We start from the raw sequence: 19983 nt of genomic DNA, 5'->3' as shown, positions 1-19983 counted from the left end.
ATGAATAAGGGTTTGCAGTGGAAATTTATCGGGATAATAGCCATTATCGTAGTATGCGTTTTGATGATTTTGCCGCCTTTTACAACCAAGGACAAAGACGGTAAAATAATCCAGAAGGGAAAGATAAATCTCGGCTTAGACTTGCAGGGCGGCATGCACGTTGTGCTTAAGGTAGACATCTCTAAACTGCCGGTTGAAGCAAGAAAAGATGCCGTAGAGCGCGTAATAGAAATTATCAGGAACAGGGTAGACCAGTTTGGCGTAGGTGAAATGTCGATACAGAGGCAGGGCAAAGAGAATATAATAGTCCAGCTTCCGGGCATTACAGATAGAGATCGAGCTCTTGAAATTATAGGCAAGACTGCGCATTTGGAATTTAAATTGGTCTCGGATAATGCTGAGGATATAAAGAAAGCTATTAATAATGAGCCTGTAGAGGGATATGAATTAAAATATCAGGAGAGAGAAAGCGGCGGCCGTGAGCCGCTCCTAATAGCAACTGAAGCCTCTTTAGCCGGCGATTGCATTGTCAACGCAAAGACAGATTTTAGCTCAAGAGGTTTTGGAGAGCCTTATGTCTCGTTGGCGCTTAATCCAAAAGGGTCCGAGCTATTTTATGCTATTACTCAAGCCAACGTTGGTAAGAGATTAGCCATAGTGTTGGATGGAAAGGTTCAGTCCGCTCCGGTAATTCGCGAGCCGATACCGTCAGGTCAAGCTCAGATAAGCGGCAATTTTACGGTTGAGGAAGCAAATGACCTTTCGATAGTGTTAAGGGCCGGCGCGTTACCCGCCCCTGTTTTGGTAGAAGAAGAGAGGACCGTCGGGCCGCTTTTGGGAGCGGATTCGATAAGAAGCGGCCTCAACGCGGCCATAGTGGGCACTCTTCTCGTAGTCGGATTCATGATCTTATATTACCGCCTGGCAGGATTAGTAGCAAATTTCGCGCTTGTACTAAACGTTCTTCTTATACTGGCGGCCCTCTCGTTATTTAAGGGAACCCTTACTTTGCCGGGCATAGCAGGTTTGATATTGACCATAGGTATGGCTGTAGACGCGAACGTGCTTATTTATGAGAGGATAAGAGAAGAACTGGCTCTTGGCAAATCGCTTAGAGCGGCAATAGCGGCCGGTTACCACAGAGCGCTCTCCGCGATCGTAGACTCTAACATAACAACGATAGTGGCGGCAGCTCTTATATTCCAATTCGGCACAGGGCCAATTCGAGGTTTTGCGGTCACGCTTACGATAGGGCTATTAGCAAACTTATTTACGGCTGTCGCATGTACCAGGGTTGTCATGGAGCTGATGTGTGACCAGTTCGGACTGTCAAAATTGAATTTCATGCACATATTTAAGAAGACCACCAATTTCGATTTTATAGGAAAGAGAAAAATATGTTACATCATCAGCACCATAGTCATAATAGCCGGCATCGCGATATTCGCGATACGCGGTGACAAAAATTATGGAGTAGATTTTTCCGGAGGGACATTACAGCAATTTGTGTTTAATGAGCCGGTAAAGCTTGATAAGGTAAGGACGATCCTTAAAGATATAGGGTATGGAAGCGCGGCCATTCAGCAGTATGGAGACCCGAAGGAACTGATTGTAAGGACGCAGGACGATATTACAACCAAACTTACCGGAGAGTTTAGAAAAAATATGGCCGAAAATCCGTTCCAGATATTGCGCGTTGAGACGGTCGGGCCGGCAGTCGGAAAGGACTTAAGAAAGAATGCCTTGACGAGTCTTGCCTTGGGCCTTATTGGTATAATGCTTTATGTAATGATAAGGTTTGACCTGAAGTACGGATTGGCCGGCATCATAGCGCTTCTGCATGACGTTGTCGTCGCGGCAGGCGCTCTGGCGCTTATGCAAAGACAGTTTGACCTGACGATAGTCGCCGCGCTTCTTACTATAGCCGGATATTCTATCAACGACACGGTTGTCATATATGACAGGATAAGGGAAAATCTGCGCACTGTAAGGAAGGGCAGTTTCAGCGATGTTGTGAATTTAAGCGTGAACCAGATGCTTGGAAGGACTATCCTTACCACCGGTGTCACTATGCTTGCGGTCATAGCATTACTCGTTTTAGGCGGTGAGGTATTGAGTAACTTTTCCTTGTGTATATTTGTAGGGTTTCTGACCGGAGTCTACTCTACCGTATATATCGCAAGCCCAATGGTAATATCATGGCACTCAAAGCTTGTTGGTAAAAGATAGCAGACAAACTTAAATTTATGACGAGTGATCAGGCGGCAAGATTTGGTAAGATAAAAAATGTCCTGATAGTCGTATTGGCCTTAAATTGGGCCGTAGCGATAGCCAAGATAGCATTCGGCCTTGCCACACGTTTTACCAGTATGACAGCGGATGGTTTCCACTCCCTGTCCGATGGCGCTTCCAACATAATAGGCATAGTAGGTATTACGCTCGCCTGTAGACCCGCGGATAAGGACCATCCATACGGGCACAGGAAGTATGAGACGCTTTTTTCTCTGGGAATAGCGGCGCTCTTGTTTTTTGTCTGCTTCGAACTTTTATCAAAGGCCATAGAGAGGTTTCACCACCCTATAAACCCTGAAATTAACGCGGGCAGTCTTATAGTGATGCTCGTCACGATGGTAGTGAATATACTTGTGATGGGCTATGAGAATAAGCAGGGCAAGCTTCTTAAAAGCGATATACTCATATCCGATTCAATACATACCAAGGCAGATATCTTTACTTCGCTATCCGTTATCGTTGCTATAATAGTAATCAGAATTGGCTATCCCATCCTCGATCCTATAGTTACCGTCATGATAGCGTTATTTGTAGCGTATGCGGCTTTTTCGATAGCAAGACGCAGCTCCGGTGTTTTATGTGATGCGATAATCTTGGACGGCAAAAAGATAGAAAATATAGTTTTATCCATAAAGGGTGTGAGGGCCTGCCATAAGATAAGGACGCGGGGCAGGGAAGACGATATATATGTCGATCTTCATGTGCAGGTTAATCCGGATATGCATGTAGATAAAGCGCATAAGATATGTTACGAGATAGAAGGCACCATAAAGGCAAGCATACCCGGCGTGACGGATGTTGTTGTCCATGTAGAGCCCAAAAAATAAGCTTTAAGGCCATAAGACGATGCGAAGAATTTGGAAAATAAAAGATCAAAATGCCGCGATGCAGAATAGTTTTTATTCTGAATTGAATATCTCGAAGATAACGGCCCAGCTTTTATCAAATAGAGGCATAGACAATGTAAAAGATGCCGGCGAATTTCTTGCCTGTTCTTTGTCGTCCTGCCACGACCCATTCCTGCTAAAAGATATGGACAAGGCCGTTACCCGAATAAAAAAGGCGGTATGCGATAAGGAAAGAATTCTGGTTTATGGCGATTATGATGTAGACGGCATGACCAGCGTTGCCATGCTAAAGCAGGCGCTTTTGAATTTGGGCGCGACGGTCGAGACGTACATACCAAATAGGCTTGAAGAAGGGTATGGCCTTAATACCAATGCTATAAAAAAAGCCGTTAATGACGGAGTGTCGCTGATAATTACCGTAGATTGCGGCATAAGTTCTTTTAAGGAAATTGAGTATGCCAAAGCGTTAAGAATAGATGTAATTGTGACAGATCATCATGAAATAGTAAATTCCCGCTTACCGCAGGCTTACGCTATTATAAATCCGCTGCAGGAATCCTGCAACTACCCATTCAAGCATCTTGCCGGCGTAGGACTTGCTTATAAATTAGTCAAAGCTCTTTATGAAGGGACTTCGTTTTTTGCGGAAGATTTTCTCGATCTTGTAAGCCTTGGCACTATAGCGGACATAGTTCCATTGATAGGAGAGAACAGGATCCTGGCCAAGCACGGTCTGGATGAAATAAACAAGAGAAATAGAATGGGCATCAATGCCCTTACCGAAATTTCCGGATTGAGCGGTAAGGATATTTCAAGCGGGCACATTGGCTTTATGTTAGGGCCCAGAATAAATGCTATGGGCCGCGTAGGCTCTCCTCAAAAGGCTATAGACCTTTTACTTACGGATAATAAGGATGAAGCCGCCATTCTGGCCAAAGTGCTGGATACCGAAAACAAGAACAGGCAAAAGATAGAATCGCGCGTACTGGACGAAGCGCTCTCCAAGCTGGAAAGGGAAGTTAATTTTAAACATCACAAGGTGATTGTCTTAGGCAGCGTTGGGTGGCATGCCGGAGTTATAGGGATAGTGGCGTCGAGGATCGCAGACAGGTTTTATAGGCCCACTATATTGATTTCGCTGGATGGAAAACACGGCAAAGGATCCGGTAGGAGCGTAGAGAAGTTCAATCTCTTTAATGTTATGCTCCAGTGTAAGGATCTGCTGATAGGCTTCGGCGGCCATGAAGGGGCCTGCGGACTGACGATAGATAAGGACCGCCTGGATGAGTTTAGGGACAAGATAAATATCGAAGCGGAAAAATGTACCCATGAAGATACATTTAGCCAGCAGCTGGATATCGATATGGAGATACCCCTTAATATGCTTACCGAGAACGTTATAAACGAGATCGAGAGCCTGGCGCCATTTGGCGAAGAGAATCCTCGGCCGGTATTTTCTTCGCGCAACCTTGTCGTAAAGGACGGCCCAAGACAGATAGGTAAGAAAGGTTTTAAGATGTGGGTTACCGACAACAATGTTACCTGCGAGGCCGTGAACTTCGGCAGGAATGAGATCCTGATACCAAAAACAGGTTCCGGCGTAGATCTCGCATACATGCCCTCGATAAATGATTGGCAGGGGGTGCAGTCGATACAGCTGGAACTAAAGGATATAAAGTAAAATCCATGCCCAAATTTAAGCTACATGTAAGAGTCGGTATTGTCATAAGCGCCTTGTCGCTTCTTTTTATTTTTACCTTCACTTCAATACAGCTTAATAATCATCTCGAGAGGCTCAACGCTTACAATAAATACCGCGCCCGTCTTAGCACAATAATAGTCAAGACCACTTTGGAGATGCTCGCCAAGGATATGCAGGGCGAAGATGAATTGTCCGGCATATTCGGCGCAGCCATAGATTCTTTTTCCAGTGAAGGTGTAGTGGAAAAGATATCGGTTCTATCCATGGACGGAAAAGTAGTAACTACAAACGATCCTATAGTGAGAGAGTTTGGCGAGGCCGCGCAGGATATAGAGACATACAGCAATCTTTCCCGCGCAACCGGGCAGGAATCCTGGTTCTATTCGTCAATTAATGAGAACACCAAGATAATAGATATTTATATACCCCTTGCCACAGGAGCGGTAAAAAAATATATAGCAAAACTATCTTTTTCCATAGGGAATATAAGCCAGGCAATTGTGGATACGATGGTGCCCATAGTCCTTACTTCAATAGCCGTTATACTGGGCAATTTGGTGCTCGGGTTTATTCTATTGAAAACGGTGGTATGGCCCATAGAGGTTCTTAATAGCGCGACCAAGGAAATAGCCAGCGGCAATCTGGATATGAAGGTCTCTATTAACACAAATGATGAAATACAGGAACTTGGAGAAACATTCAACGAGATGACGATTGCCTTAAAGAAAATGAAGGAGAAGGCTGAAAACGCCAATCCGCTTACAAAATTGCCCGGGAACAATGTTATACGGGATGAGGTGGAAAGCAGGATAGCCAGGGGAAGTAAGTTTGTGGCGGTACATGTGGATCTGGATAATTTTAAAGCATACAATGACAGATACGGTATAGCGAAGGGCGACGAGGTAATTAAATTTACGAGCAAAGTATTGGAAGGCGCAATAAGATCTAAAGGGAACACGGGAGACTTTCTGGGCCATGAGGGTGGCGATGACTTTTTTATTATAACAACGCCGGATAAAGTCGATTTAGTAACTGGGGAAATAATATCCGAATTTGACTCTAAGGTGAGAACCTTTTATTCAGAAGAAGACCTAAAGACGGGTTTTATTATGGAGAAGGACAGGAAGGGAGAGATTGTCAAATTTCCTATAATGAGTATATCCATGGCAGGTGTCACTAATCAGGTAAGGCCGATATCGAGTTATGGAGAATTGACAAATATAGCCGTTAGCATAAAAGTGAAGGCCAAACAGGTAAAGAAAAGTAACTTCATACTTGATAGGAGGACGGTTTAGTTAAATAGAAAAAAGTTATATTTTGCTCCATTGTATTGGCTGTATATATATGGTATATTATATAGTGAAGGGAAGAGAAAGTTAGATGTATAAACAGCCGATAAAACACACGGCGAGTGTGTTTTTTTATGGGTTTTTATACAAATCTTTTTAAAAGTTTTTTACGAAAGAGGCATAGCCATGAAAAGATTAGCGGTAGTTTTCACTATTCTGGCAATATCAGCGGTGTTCGCCCAGGGCTCATATTCCGCTATGGACGACAAGAGTGATCTTTTGTCCAATGAGCAGACCGGCATATTCTCTCCCGGGTATATCAACGCAACTAAGCAGAAGACAGATGCTATTATAAATCAGATAAATGGCAAGAAAAACAACCTGTCCAATACTTCGGCCGAATATATGGATACTAACCTATCCGATAAGGTCAAGGAAGATGCTATGAATAAGCCTACACTCGAACTAAAGAAGAAGACGAGCCAAGCCGTGGCCGCAAGTGGAGAGGCTAAAGATTTAACGGCAGCTGCCAAGACCGATATGCGTGATTCATCGAAGTACAATAATATAGGTATAGGCAGCGGGACAAATAAAACGTATGACAGTAGCGGCCGCATGATATCTGAGGTAATAGACGGTCAAAGATTTATGTACGTTGGCTTCGACAATATCGGGAAGAGCAGCATAATCGATGCTGTGAGGTCCGCAACTGCAGGAGACAATATATTGGTAAAGGCAGGGACGTATAGCCTTAGCTTGGAAAGGCCGGATGGCAGAATAGTGTCCTTATTACAAGTACGAAATGGTATCAGCCTCTACGGTGGATATAATGAAGCTGGCAGTAGGGATGTTGTAAATAATACTACCACCCTTATTAATGGTTACTTGACCGCCTCGTTTATAACTAAACCTACAGAGATCGACGGGTTTACGCTGGATATCGCTAAATCCGGCTCTGGGGTATCGGCATCGTACTCACAAAATCTTACTATCAGCAACAATATTTTTGTCAGTAGCGATAGTAGGAGTCTCGGGATAGTGGCAAATTCCGCCTTCCTGGATATTCGGAATAATATTTTTAATGTGGAAACAGCCATATACGTATACGGTAAAAATGCCCCATCGCCTATTCTTCAATATTCCGGATCTTCTTCTTATATTCAGACAAAAAATAACGATTTCAATGGCTCCATTGGAATATCCTCAGGCGGCCACTCAATAATTAAATCTGTCAATGACTATTTCAGCGGAGGTCAGTTTATTGACCGTCCGGGATCGGCTTATACTGCTGATGTATCAATAGTAGGTTCGTCGTTGCGTCCGACTGTGCAAGTGGATACCGCACAGTCTATTAACGCTGGACTGTCTAATTATACCACCAACGATCTTTCTTATAATAAGCGCGATAATAGCGATATTTACCAAAGCTCACTATTGGCGGTTAAGACCCTAAGTCCTTCGGATGCCGGAGCTATTTCTTCTATATTTAAAAGCTTGCTTGGAAGCAAAGACGCTTTGATGGTTAGCGCGACAGGGCAAGTAGATCCAGCGCTTCTGATAAAGCTGGTGGGTGATTCGTTAGAAAGATCGGCATTATCGATTCCTATGACTGGAATAAACGGTCCTCAAATGGAATTAGCTCTTGCATTGGCTAATATACTCAAAAATCCAACCCAGGATCAGAAAGAGGTTCTTAGTGTTGTGGAGAGCCTGTTGAATATGGTCAATAATATAGAAGGTCAATCCGGCTCACCCGAACTAAAGAAAGCATCAGACGATCTGCTTCAAGCTGTGGCAGCCATATTAATAGCACAAGCCATTCCCGATCTATTGAAGGAGGGCGATGTGTCCAATGTGAAGAACATATTCTCCGAACTCAATACATCGAAGGGCAAGATAATTCTCGAGTATCAGGAGTCGGTAAAGCCATATTATGACGAGACAAAGAAATTGCTATCAAAGAATATTGCTTTGCTTCAGCTCAACAACATTCTCTCCAAGAATATGATGGAACAGGAGTTGTCTAAGCTCGAACCCAATGAAGTGGATAAGATACTCGATAAGATAAGAAAGATGGAGAAGAAGGGCTTCGAGGAAGAGTATATACTTCAGCAGGAAGCCAAGTACCGCAAACAATATATAGATCCGAACAAGAAACTGCTTAAAGAGAAGATGAAGGCTATGATGGGCTCATTTACGAAGAGATTGTCGAAGGTATTGGAGGCTGTAAATACGGCTAAAAAGTAATGTACAACTTAAGGGGCGTAGTCATGAAAAAAATGTTAATAATATCTATTATTTTAGCCATATCTATAATTTTTGTCCAGGGCTCGTATTCCGCCGCGGACGACAACAGCGATCGTCTGTCCAATGGCCAGTCTAGTGTATTCTCTCCGGGATATATTAATGCCTCCAAACAGAAGACAGACGCTATAATCAGCCAGATAAGCAGTAAGAAGAATTTGCCCAATACTTCAGCCGAATATATGGATACCAACCTATCTGACAAGGTCAAAGAAGACGCTATGGATAAGCCTACGCTCGAGCTAAAGAAGAAGACCGGTGCCAGGGGGGATAGTGACGGAGATGCGGAAACAGCATCAACTTCAACCGAGGTTGCCGAAGCGGCGGTAAGCTATGATGTGGATATAGGCTCGGGCACAGACCAGGTATATGAGGATGGCCGGTTAATATCCGAAGTCATTGATGGGCAAAAGTATGTATACGCGGGATTTGATGATGTAGGCAAAGGCGCGATACAAGAGGCTATAGATATAGCCGGTGAGGGAGACAGAGTAATCGTAAAAGGAGGCATATACGATCCAGCATATTACATGTATGAATGGGGCAATGTCGCTGATCCGCTGGTTATTAAAAACGGCGTGAGTCTTTACGGCGGATATAGCGAAAGCGGAGAAAGAGATCTTGAAAATACCCCGACTATTATAAACGGTTTCATGTATGCGGAGAATATCGATAACCTCACAGAGATTGACGGATTCACATTCAATGTTTCCAGTACTTCAGTGTATGGGGAAGATGGTTATGCAGGAATACACATTGACAGATCCTCAGATCTGGTTATAAGCAATAATACATTCAATGCTGGAGACTTTACGGGATATTATGGCCTTTCCGCTGATTCGGGAATACGTGTCAATGGTTCATCTATCACGCTTGAGGATAATGATTTTAATACGGGGATAGGGGTGAGTGTAACCGGCATATATCAGCAATACATGTTCCTGTCTATTCCCGGATCATCTATGACGGTGAATACGTCCGGAGCGATGTCAACCGTAATTTCTACGGATAATAATTATAATAGCGTTTATGGCATTTCCCTGAATGGCGGGCTGTCTTTGTCATCCAGCGGAGATTATTTCGCCAGCGAAGCAGACAGCAGGCTTTTGTCTTATTCTTACGGCAGCTATACCCCCGCCATATCCATGGCAAGTACCAAGACGGCGCCGAACCTTGAGACCGGCTCCAGCAGCTTATTAGCCAATACTTCATCAGTATCTACTTCCAATACGTTATTTCTCAATAATGATAGGCTCGATGACAACAAGTTGTTTTTGGAGTCGGTTTTATATCCTGGAAGTATCGACTCAGGGAAAGCATTAGGAGCTAACGGTCTCGCCTCAATATTTAAGGGTCTTTTGGCTAATAAGGGAGCATTACAAAGAGGGTCTCAGGGTGCAGTTGACCCTAAGTTACTTGCGGGAATAGTGGATGATGCGCTGGGTAGATCAGCTTTAGCTGTCCCTCAGGCCGGGGTAAGCGCTCAGGAGATGGATATCGCCGCAAAACTTGCCAATATACTCAAAAATCCTACCCAGGACCAGAGGCTTATGCTCGATGTGATGACGGCATTGCTGAATGAAGTAAAAAGACAGGAGCAGGAATCCGGCTCACCCGAACTAAAGAAAGCATCAGACGATCTGCTTCAAGCTGTGGCAGCCATATTAATAGCACAAGCCATTCCCGATCTATTGAAGGATGGCGATGTATCCAATGTGAAGAACATATTCTCCGAACTCAATACATCGAAGGGCAAGATAATTCTCGAGTATCAGGAGTCGGTAAAGCCGTATTATGATGATATGAAGAAGATAATCTCAAAGAATATTGCTTTGCTTCAGCTCAACAACATTCTCTCCAAGAATATGATGGAACAGGAGTTGTCTAAGCTCGAACCCAATGAAGTGGATAAGATACTCGATAAGATAAGAAGGATGGAGAAGAAGGGCTTCGAGGAAGAGTATATACTTCAGCAGGAAGCCAAGTACCGCAAACAATACATAGATCCGAATAAGAAACTACTTGAAGAGAAGATGAAGGCTATGATGGGCTCATTTACGAAGAGATTGTCGAAGGTGTTGGAAACCGTAAAATCATCACAGAAATAATTATCCGCATCTATTTATATCATCCAAATTCTTATCAAAAACACTAATTCTGTTGCGTCCGCTGTTTTTAGACCTATAGAGCGCGCAGTCAGCCGCTTTTACAAATTCGCTGGGATTATCCGAAGGGACATCTCCTATCATTGCTATGCCGGCGCTCATGGCGACCCTGATTATTTCGCCCTTATCGGTTTTAAATTCCAGGCTGCCAACCAGATTCCGCAGCCTATCAGCATATTTTATAGCGTGGTCACGGCCCATTCCTGTAACTATAATACAGAACTCTTCTCCGCCATAGCGGGCTATTACGTTATTTTTCCTGGTGTGGTTCTTAAGGCTCCTTGCTATCGCCCTTAGTACAGTGTTGCCGAATTCATGACCAAATGTGTCATTTATCTTCTTAAAGTGGTCGATATCATATAGTACCAGCGCAAGATTTTTACTGCCTGAAGACGCGTTTTTTAATTCCCTCTTAAGCTGTAGCTCAAAGTATCTGTATAAAAATAAGCCTGTAAGACCGTCTGTAATAGCCTCTTTCTTTAGTACTATATTTTCCAGTGCCAAAAGTACGGACCTGGCTCCGTGCAATAATATGGTGGATGCGGCTATAAGAAATATCGCGCCGAAAGTATCTGTTATTATATATTTTGTGAATAAAAATAACCCCAGGAAGAAAGATGCCGCAATTAACGCTATGCCAAAGACGGTGCCTGTGATGACATGAAGCCTTAATGCCCCCATCACGGCCATCAGGAGAAAGAGGAATATGATGACTGAGTTCATATTGCCAGCCGCGTAACGAAAGAATTTTTTATTCGTGTATGTAAGCATTTCATTTAGGTCTATGGTCAGCCCGGGCATTATTCCCAGTGGTGTACTGTATGCATCATGGAAAGATTCGCTGGTTACGCCCAATAGTACTGTCTTGTTTTTTAAGGGAATGGTGTTAATACTGCTATCCATAATTTTCCATACGGGGACAATATTAAATTTTTCCGTCCTGCCGAAAAATTTAATATATGCGGTACCGTCTTTTGATAAGGGCAGTGTAGCCGCAAGGCCGGCTGTCGGCATATTTAGGATACGCCCGGCCGCCTTTAGAGAAAGGGAATAATCTATGACTTCTCCTGAAGGCGACAGGAAGTAAGGCCTTGTCCTTCTGACAGAATTGTCCGCGTCTCTTGGTTTATTCACAAACCCAAAATCCGCCAGACTAAGAGCTATCGGCTCATCGGGGATAACGTATCTGCCGTCATTACCGAAGTATGCCGCGCCTATAACGTTCTTAGAATCTTTTAGCGTGTTTATAAGCGCCAGGTCTTCTTCCGGGTTAACGCTCTTTCCGGCAAATACAAGATCGGCCAAGATCAGCCGCGGGCCCTGCTGTGAAATTTTGCTTATGATACCCGCTATGACGCTTCTGGGCCACGGCCACTGGATATTTATCCGCCGCAGCGATTCATCGTCGATAGTAACGAGCACTATATCTTCAAAGGCTTTTGGGGAAGAGGTCACTTTAGAGCTAAGCGCAAAGTATGTGTCTATGATCTTTAGATTGGCTATACGGATAGGTTTTAATGGCGCAATCCATAAGAAATAGGATATGCATAGGATAAGCGATATAGCCAGTGCCTGTATTCTTTTGTCCTTAAACATGCAACAATTATAGCATATGGACGCTTAAAGGCAAGGCGATATATATTATTGATAAATATTAAAATAAATATTGACAAAACATCAAATAAATGGTATTGTGAAGCTCCACGAAAGGCCTGCCTTCCGGCAGGCAAGGAGGAAGATATCGTGAAGAAGATTATTATGTTATCCGTTGTAGTTATTACTATTTCTTTTCTGAATTTTGGCGCTATAAACGCCCAGGATGCCTGGGTGGCCAGGGAAGGAGCCGTTAAAAATTCGGAAATAAAAGACGCTGTTTTTAATAAGGAATCCCTATATATAGCGACCAAGAGCGCGCTATACAGGACAAAAGATGTGAAGCAGAAGTGGGAGCCTGTTTTTTCACTGCCTCAAAGCGGAAATAACCAGATTACCTGTGTTGCGGGAAGAAGCAGGGCCATGTTTTTAGGTACAAGAAGAGGGCTATTCAGATCCGATGATGACGGCCAGCGATGGATAAATATTTTTAGGACAATTATGCCGGATAAGAATAATATAACCTGCATCGAGCTTTCGAGGCATAATCGCAGCCGGATTATCATAGCCACTGAAAAAGGCGTATTTGCCAGCGAGGATCTTGGAATGCGCTGGCAGGATATAAGCGGCGCTCTTAAGAATATGTCAGTAAGCTGCCTGGCTTTGAACAAAGAGTATATGTATGCAGGGACGGAATCGGGCCTGCATATAAGGAAAGCGGATGGCGGGAACTGGGAGAGAATTTTTGTAAGAAGCGCCTCTGAAAGAATCGAAACGGATGAGCCGCAGGATACAACAGAAGATGAATACGAGACAGATGCTTCGATAAAAACTATCGCTATCGACGGAAGCAGGGTATATATAGGCTATTCTAAAGAGATAAAGTATAGTGATGACCAGGGCAAGGCATGGAAGGATCTTTCGCGCGAAGGGTTAGTAGGGGGAATAAACCATATACTCATTTCGGCGAAAAACAAAAGAATCTATTGCGCTACATATAAGGGTGTGTTTGAATTTGACGCGGAAAAGTCACGCTGGCTTGAATTATACAAAGGTATCGCGAAGAGCACGAGTGTGAGCCGGCTGATATTCGGAAGTGACGACGAAAATACCATATTTGCGGTCACTGATAATGGCCTATACAGTATTCAGCGCGGTGATTACATTATGGATGATTATCCGGATATAGATAAGAGCTTAAATACCCTTAAGGTGATATTTGACGGCGAGCCCACATATAAGGAATTGCAGCAAGCAGCGATAAAGTATGCCGAAGTGAGTCCCGAAAAGATAAAGAAGTGGCGGTCTGAAGCAAAGGCAAGGGCCTTATTGCCAAAGGTCTCTTTGGGGGCCGACAACAGCCGTTCCGATACGTACGATATATATACAAGCGCCACGAAAGACTATGTCGTGTCAGGGCCCGATGATACATCTGACGGGTGGAGTGTTTCGGTATCGTGGGAACTCGGCGACCTCATCTGGAGTGACGACCAGACCAATATAGATGTGCGCTCGCGGCTTATGGTGCAGCTGAGAAACGATATATTGGACGACCTGAGGCGCGCTTATTATGAGCGTAAACGCCTTCAGCTTGAGCTGATGGCCAATCCCTATAAAGATATGAATATAAGGTTTGAAAAGGAGCTGAGATTGCAGGAATTGACCCATTCTATAGACGATCTTACAGGAAACTACCTTTCGGATCATATAAGAAAATCCAGCAAATCCAGCAAAAAATCTTCTTGACAATTTTTAGGTATATGCTATATAATTACGACTGAAAATTATATCAAGAGATAGTGCCTCTTAAACACATTTCTTTTAAAGTTAACTCCCAAAAAATAAGATGATAGGATGAAACGGCTTTTTCTAATTGATGGCAATTCATTTTGCTACAGAGCGTATTATGCCATACGCAACCTTTCTAACTCAAAGGGCCAGCCCACCAATGCCATTTACGGCTTTACGACCATGTTAAACAAGATAGTCAAGGATGAGGCGCCTGATATGCTGGCAGTCGCATTTGATCTTAAAGGGCCCACCTTTAGGCATAAAAAGTATGAAGAATACAAAAGCCATAGAAAGCCGATGCCTGACGACCTTGTAAGCCAGATGCCGTATATTAAACAGGTGGTTCAGGCGTACAATATACCTATCTACGAATTAGAAGGATATGAAGCTGATGATGTGCTTGCGACGCTGGCTAAGAGGGCCGAAGAAAAGGGTATAGATACTTTTATAGTTACGGGAGATAAGGACGCTCTCCAGCTTGTTGATTCTCATATCAAGGTTTACAGCACGCACAAAGAGGGCTTGATATATGATGCCGCTAAAGTAAAAGAGGCGTATGGTGTTGGGCCGGACAGAATCACAGACCTGATGGCACTAATGGGTGACGCGACCGATAATATCCCGGGTGTAAAAGGCATAGGCGAGAAGACCGCGATGGAGCTTATAAGTGAATTTGGCAGCCTTGAAGGGCTGTATAAGAATATCGATAAGGTAAAGAGCGCGGCGAGAAAGAAGATGCTGGCCGATAACGAAAAGAACGCTTTCTTGAGTAAAGAATTGGCCGTTCTTGATATGAATGCTCCTATAGACATAAATTTCAAAGAGTTGTCCTTAAAAGAGCCGGACCAGGCAAAGCTTGCAGAATTATTCAGGGAGTTCGAATTCAAGGCCCTATTGAAAGACGCGATACCCAGCGAGAAACTGGAATCGGAATATATTCTTATTGATAACGAAAAGGATCTCGACGACCTTCTAAAAGAACTTTATAATTCAAAGGAGTTTGTATTTGATACCGAGACTACGAGCGAAGATCCTGTGCTTGCAAAATTAGCGGGCATATCTTTTTCCTGGAAGGAAGGGATTGCCTATTATGTAGGCGTATGTGATGGCCCCGAGAAGAAGAAGCTCGATATTAATTTAGTTATCAGTAAATTAAAGAATGTTTTTGAAGATAGCCAGATAAAGAAGATAGGCCAGAATATAAAGTACGACTATATAGTTTTGGCAAATTACGGGATTCGCGTAAAAGGAATTGTGTTTGATACAATGGTAGCGTCATATTTGCTCAATCCCTCAAAGTTTAACCATAATCTTGATGATATATCCATAGAATATTTGGGGCACAAGATGACCACGCCCATACAGGAATTACTCGGTAAGGGCAAGAACGCCATAACGATGGATAAAGTTGATGTCGATAAGGTGTGCTCTTACTCGTGCGAGGACAGCGACGTCACGTTTCGTCTTAAGAAGATACTGGAAAAAGAGCTTACAAAAAAGGACCTGGACCAATTGTTTTATGATGTTGAAATTCCGCTTATAGAAGTATTGGCGCGCATGGAGATGAACGGAGTATCTATAGACGGCGATTATCTAAAAGAGCTTTCAGGCGAGATGGAGAAGAAGCTCGATAAGCTGACGAAAAAAATTTATGAACTTGCAGGAGAGGAATTTAATATAAATTCGCCCAAGCAGCTGTCATCGGTATTATTCGAAAAGCTGAAACTTCCCATTATAAGACGCACAAAGACGGGTATATCTACGGATGAAGACGTTCTTAAGAAGCTTGCGGCTAAACATGGCTTACCTGAAAAACTATTGGAATATAGGGAATTATCCAAGCTAAAATCCACCTATGTCGATAATTTACCCGCTTTGATCAATCCGGAAACCGGCAGGGTTCATACGTCGTTTAACCAGACCGTTACCGCTACGGGCAGGCTTTCGTCCAGTACGCCCAATTTGCAAAATATACCGATAAAGACTGAGGAAGGCAAGAAGATCAGGAAGGCCTTTGTGCCTTCGGGCAAGGACAATGTATTGCTGTCTGCCGATTATTCGCAGATAGAGCTGAGGGTGCTGGCCCATTTTTCCGATGATAAGAACCTTACAAAAGCGTTTAAAGACGGTCTCGACATCCATTCTTTTACGGCAAGTCTGGTATTTGGCGTGGAAGAAAAAGATGTGGCGCCCGACATGAGAAACATGGCGAAGACCGTAAATTTCGGCATAGTATACGGCATGAGCCCGTATGGCCTATCGCAAAGCCTTAGCATAGAAGTCGACAAAGCCAAAGAATTCATAGACGCTTATTTTGAAAGGTATCCTAATGTCCGGCAATTTATCGAAGACTTGCTGGAAGAGGCCAGGGAAAAGGGTTATGTTACGACAATCCTGGGCAGAAGACGTTATATTTCAGAAATAAACAGCCAGGATATGCGCATCCGTCAGTTTGCCGAGAGAGCAGCCATAAACACGCCGATACAGGGGTCGGCAGCCGATATAATAAAAGTAGCCATGATAGCGATACAGGAAAGACTAATGAAAAAGAATCTGTCCTCTAAGATGATCATGCAGGTTCACGACGAACTTGTCTTTGATGTGAATAAAGATGAGCTTAAGGAAGTATATGAAATAGTGAAGGACGGCATGGAGAATATAATAAAGTTGAAAGTGCCTGTAGAGGCCCATATAGAGGTGGGCAAGAATTGGTTAGAGCAAGAAAGCTATAAGTCGTAAGCTTAAAGCTGAAAAAATGGAGGGGTAATGGCAAAATTAAAAGTATTGGTGGCCTCAAGCGAAGTGGTGCCGTTTGCCAAGACGGGAGGGCTTGCTGATGTCGCCGGCAGTCTGCCGCTTGCTTTGGAGGAATGCGGTGTTGATGTCAGGGTTATCATGCCTAAATACGCGTCTGTGAAGGTTGTCGGGGATTCAGCGACGATAGGAAAAAATGTTAAGGTATATTTTGTAGAGAATGATGATTATTTTAACAGGAAAGAATTATACGGCGACAAATTCGGCGATTATAAAGATAACCTCGACAGGTTTGTATTCTTCTCACGCGAAATATTAGAAAGGTGTAAGAAGGAAAAATTCGCTCCCGATGTTATTCATTGTAATGACTGGCAGACCGCGCTGGTCCCGGTATATTTAAATACGATATATAAGTACGATTCCTTTTTCGCAAATACGAAAATTTTGTACACTATACACAACCTCGCTTATCAGGGGGTATTTCCGAAGGAGGAATATCCAAAGCTGGGGCTTGACTGGGCGCTATTTAACATAGATTATTTTGAATTTTATGACAAAGTAAATCTGATGAAAGCCGGTATGGTATATTCGGACGCTATAAGCACAGTGAGTAAGACTTATGCCGAAGAGATACTTACGCGCGAATTTGGTTGCGGGCTGGAGGGCGTGCTGAAGAACCGCGAAAATGCGCTGTATGGAATATTAAACGGTATAGACTATAACCTCTGGAGCCCCGAGAAAGATCCCAAAATATTTAAAAAGTATTCTGTCGACTCATTGCAGGATAAATATCTGAATAAAGAGATGTTCCAGAAGGAGATGGGGCTCAAAGTCGATAGGAATATACCGATGTTTGGCATGATATCCCGCCTTGCGGAACAGAAAGGCGCGGATTTTGTAGCTGACATAATAGATAAGGTCCTTAATATGAAGGCGCAGTTCGTTCTGCTCGGTACGGGCGACAACAAATACCACATTATATTCGAAAAGATTGCGAAAAAATATCCGTCCAGCGCTTCGATAAGCCTGAAATTTGACGCGGTGTTAGCTCAAAAGATATATGCGTCATCGGATATGTTTTTTATACCTTCGAGATATGAGCCTTGTGGATTGAGCCAGATGATAAGTTTTAAGTATGGGACGATCCCTATTGTAAGGCAGACAGGCGGGTTGAAAGATACGGTAGAAGAATTTAACCCAAGAACGGGAAAGGGCACCGGATTTACGTTTATAGAACCTAAGTCGGAAGATCTTTTTGCGGCAGTTAAGAAGGCGCTCACGGTTTATAAAGATAAGCCGCTGTGGATGAGCCTTGTAAAATACGTGATGAGCCTGGACTATTCATGGGAGGCTTCCGCAAAAGAGTATATGAACGTCTACAATAAGGTGTTGAATAAATAGATGGCTATAGTGGGGCTTACCGGCGGTTTTGGCACAGGAAAGAGCTTTGTAGCCAAGATTTTTAAGAAGCTTGGGGCAAGGATTGTCGATGCCGATAAGCTCGCGCATAATACGCTTAAAAAGGGTTCGTCCACATATAAAAATATAGTTTCTGTTTTCGGCAGATCTATATTGGATACTAAGGGCCTGATAGACAGAAAGTCCCTCGGTAAAATTGCCTTTAGTGATAAGAGAAAAATCGCCAGGCTGAATAGCATAATTCATCCCGTTGTGATAAAAAAGATAAAAGATGAGATAAGGTCGTCGAAAAATGAGGTATTGGTAGTGGACGCTCCGCTAATTTGCGAAACGAGCCTCTTGGGATTAGTGAACGTGCTTGTGGTTGTGAAGTCCTCGAGAGAAAAGCAGGTAGACAGGTGCGTAAAGAAGTTTAATTTAAAAAAAGAGGATATTTATAAGAGGATGGAGTGCCAGATGCCGCTTAAGGCAAAGATAGGTAAAGCGGATTATGTGGTAGATAACAACGGTACCAGAAAGGAAACGAAAAAGCAGGTGGTAAAAATATGGCAAGACTTAAAGAAGGGAGCAAGGGTATGGAGATAGCCGAGTTAAAAGGAAAAAGTATCTCTGAATTGACAAAGTTGGCCAAAGATCTCAATGTTAACGGGATAAGCGGCCTCAAGAAGCAGGACCTCATATTCAGGATTCTGCAGGCAAAGACAGAAAAGGAGGGCCTTATCTTTGGCGAGGGCGTGCTTGAGATCCTGCCCGACGGATTCGGATTTTTAAGAAGCCCGGATTACAATTATCTTCCGGGGCCGGACGATATTTACATATCGCCGTCACAGATACGAAGATTTAACTTAAGGACGGGCGATACCGTAAGCGGACAGATACGTCCTCCGAAAGAGGGAGAGAGGTACTTCGCTTTATTAAAAGTTGAGGCCGTGAATTTCGGTAATCCGGAAGAGACCAAAGACAAGACGCTCTTTGACAACCTGACGCCGATATATCCGAATGAGCGCTTTATGCTCGAGACAAAACCTCAGGAAGTATCGACGCGTATAATGGACCTGTTCACTCCTATAGGAAAGGGACAGCGCGGCATGATAGTGGCGCCTCCGTATAGCGGCAAGACGGTACTTCTGCAGAAATTCGCCAACTCTATTACGACCAACTATCCGGAAGCGGTTCTTATAGTGCTTTTGATAGACGAGCGGCCGGAAGAAGTTACGGATATGCAGCGGCTGGTCAAAGGCGAGGTCATAAGTTCTACATTCGATGAGCCGGCGGAGCGTCATATTCAAGTCGCCGAGATAGTACTGGAAAAGGCGAAGCGTCTCGTTGAGAGCGGTAAGGACGTTGTGGTGCTTCTCGATTCGATCACGAGGCTTGCCAGGGCGTATAATACCTGCGTACCGCATTCGGGGAAGATACTCTCCGGCGGCGTAGATTCGAACGCGCTGCAGAAACCGAAGAGATTCTTCGGAGCCGCGAGAAAGATAGAAGAGGGTGGCTCACTTACCATTATCGCGACGGCGCTTGTGGATACAGGCTCGCGAATGGATGAAGTCATATTCGAAGAATTTAAGGGAACCGGCAATATGGAGTTGCAGCTCGACAGAAACCTGTTCCAGAAGAGGATATATCCTGCCATAGACATAAAGCGCTCGAATACGAGGCGCGAGGAACTATTGGTGCGGGATGATGAGCTGAAAAGGATATGGCTCATGAGAAAAGTGCTGCAGGAGCTGAATTCCGACGAGGCAATGCAGCTTCTGATAGAAAAATTGTCGAAGACAAAGACCAACGCCGAATTCTTAATGACGTTAAACCAAAAATAA

12 protein-coding genes are annotated in these 19983 nt (G+C 43.7%); 11 read left to right on the top strand and 1 reads right to left on the bottom strand.

The window, feature by feature from the left end:
• From secD to Q8R38_08560, 6 genes are all read left to right on the top strand, one after another.
• A complete protein-coding gene (secD, locus tag Q8R38_08585; GenBank protein ID MDP3792080.1) occupies positions 1-2229 on the top strand; it encodes a protein translocase subunit SecD in 2229 nt (742 codons plus the stop codon).
• A 17-nt stretch (positions 2230-2246) separates the two neighbouring features.
• A complete protein-coding gene (locus Q8R38_08580; GenBank protein MDP3792079.1) occupies positions 2247-3119 on the top strand; it encodes a cation diffusion facilitator family transporter in 873 nt (290 codons plus the stop codon).
• Positions 3120-3138: 19 nt separating this feature from the next.
• Complete coding sequence (gene recJ / locus Q8R38_08575; GenBank protein MDP3792078.1) at positions 3139-4821, top strand: single-stranded-DNA-specific exonuclease RecJ; 1683 nt, start codon at positions 3139-3141, stop codon at positions 4819-4821.
• 5 nt (positions 4822-4826) lie between these two features.
• Positions 4827-6137, top strand: coding sequence for a diguanylate cyclase (locus Q8R38_08570; protein ID MDP3792077.1), 1311 nt, complete (start codon positions 4827-4829; stop codon positions 6135-6137).
• A 180-nt stretch (positions 6138-6317) separates the two neighbouring features.
• Positions 6318-8378, top strand: a complete 2061-nt coding sequence (locus tag Q8R38_08565) for a hypothetical protein (GenBank protein ID MDP3792076.1) — start codon at positions 6318-6320, stop codon at positions 8376-8378.
• Between the two features lie 23 nt (positions 8379-8401).
• A complete protein-coding gene (locus Q8R38_08560; protein ID MDP3792075.1) occupies positions 8402-10543 on the top strand; it encodes a hypothetical protein in 2142 nt (713 codons plus the stop codon).
• Here the strand turns inward: Q8R38_08560 and Q8R38_08555 are convergent, their stop codons facing one another.
• Positions 10544-12196, bottom strand: a complete 1653-nt coding sequence (locus Q8R38_08555) for a diguanylate cyclase (GenBank protein MDP3792074.1) — start codon at positions 12194-12196, stop codon at positions 10544-10546.
• 147 nt (positions 12197-12343) lie between these two features.
• On the opposite strand from Q8R38_08555, the gene Q8R38_08550 reads away from it, so the two are divergent.
• The 5 genes from Q8R38_08550 to rho all read left to right on the top strand — a co-directional run bounded on the left by Q8R38_08550 (position 12344) and on the right by rho (position 19983).
• A complete protein-coding gene (locus tag Q8R38_08550) occupies positions 12344-13939 on the top strand; it encodes a hypothetical protein (protein ID MDP3792073.1) in 1596 nt (531 codons plus the stop codon).
• Positions 13940-14047: 108 nt separating this feature from the next.
• A complete protein-coding gene (polA, locus tag Q8R38_08545; GenBank protein MDP3792072.1) occupies positions 14048-16723 on the top strand; it encodes a DNA polymerase I in 2676 nt (891 codons plus the stop codon).
• 27 nt (positions 16724-16750) lie between these two features.
• Complete coding sequence (gene glgA, locus Q8R38_08540; protein ID MDP3792071.1) at positions 16751-18139, top strand: glycogen synthase GlgA; 1389 nt, start codon at positions 16751-16753, stop codon at positions 18137-18139.
• Entirely contained in the window at positions 18140-18742 is a 603-nt protein-coding gene (gene coaE, locus Q8R38_08535) for a dephospho-CoA kinase (protein ID MDP3792070.1), read from the top strand.
• Entirely contained in the window at positions 18733-19983 is a 1251-nt protein-coding gene (rho, locus tag Q8R38_08530; GenBank protein ID MDP3792069.1) for a transcription termination factor Rho, read from the top strand. Before coaE ends, rho begins: the two co-directional genes overlap by 10 nt.

The organism is Candidatus Omnitrophota bacterium (genome assembly GCA_030695905.1).
Classification (GTDB): Bacteria; Omnitrophota; Gorgyraeia; order 2-01-FULL-45-10; family 2-01-FULL-45-10; genus CAZHPY01.
The sequence above is the reverse complement of the archived record's forward strand: the minus strand, read 5'-3'. Positions and strand labels throughout refer to the sequence as shown.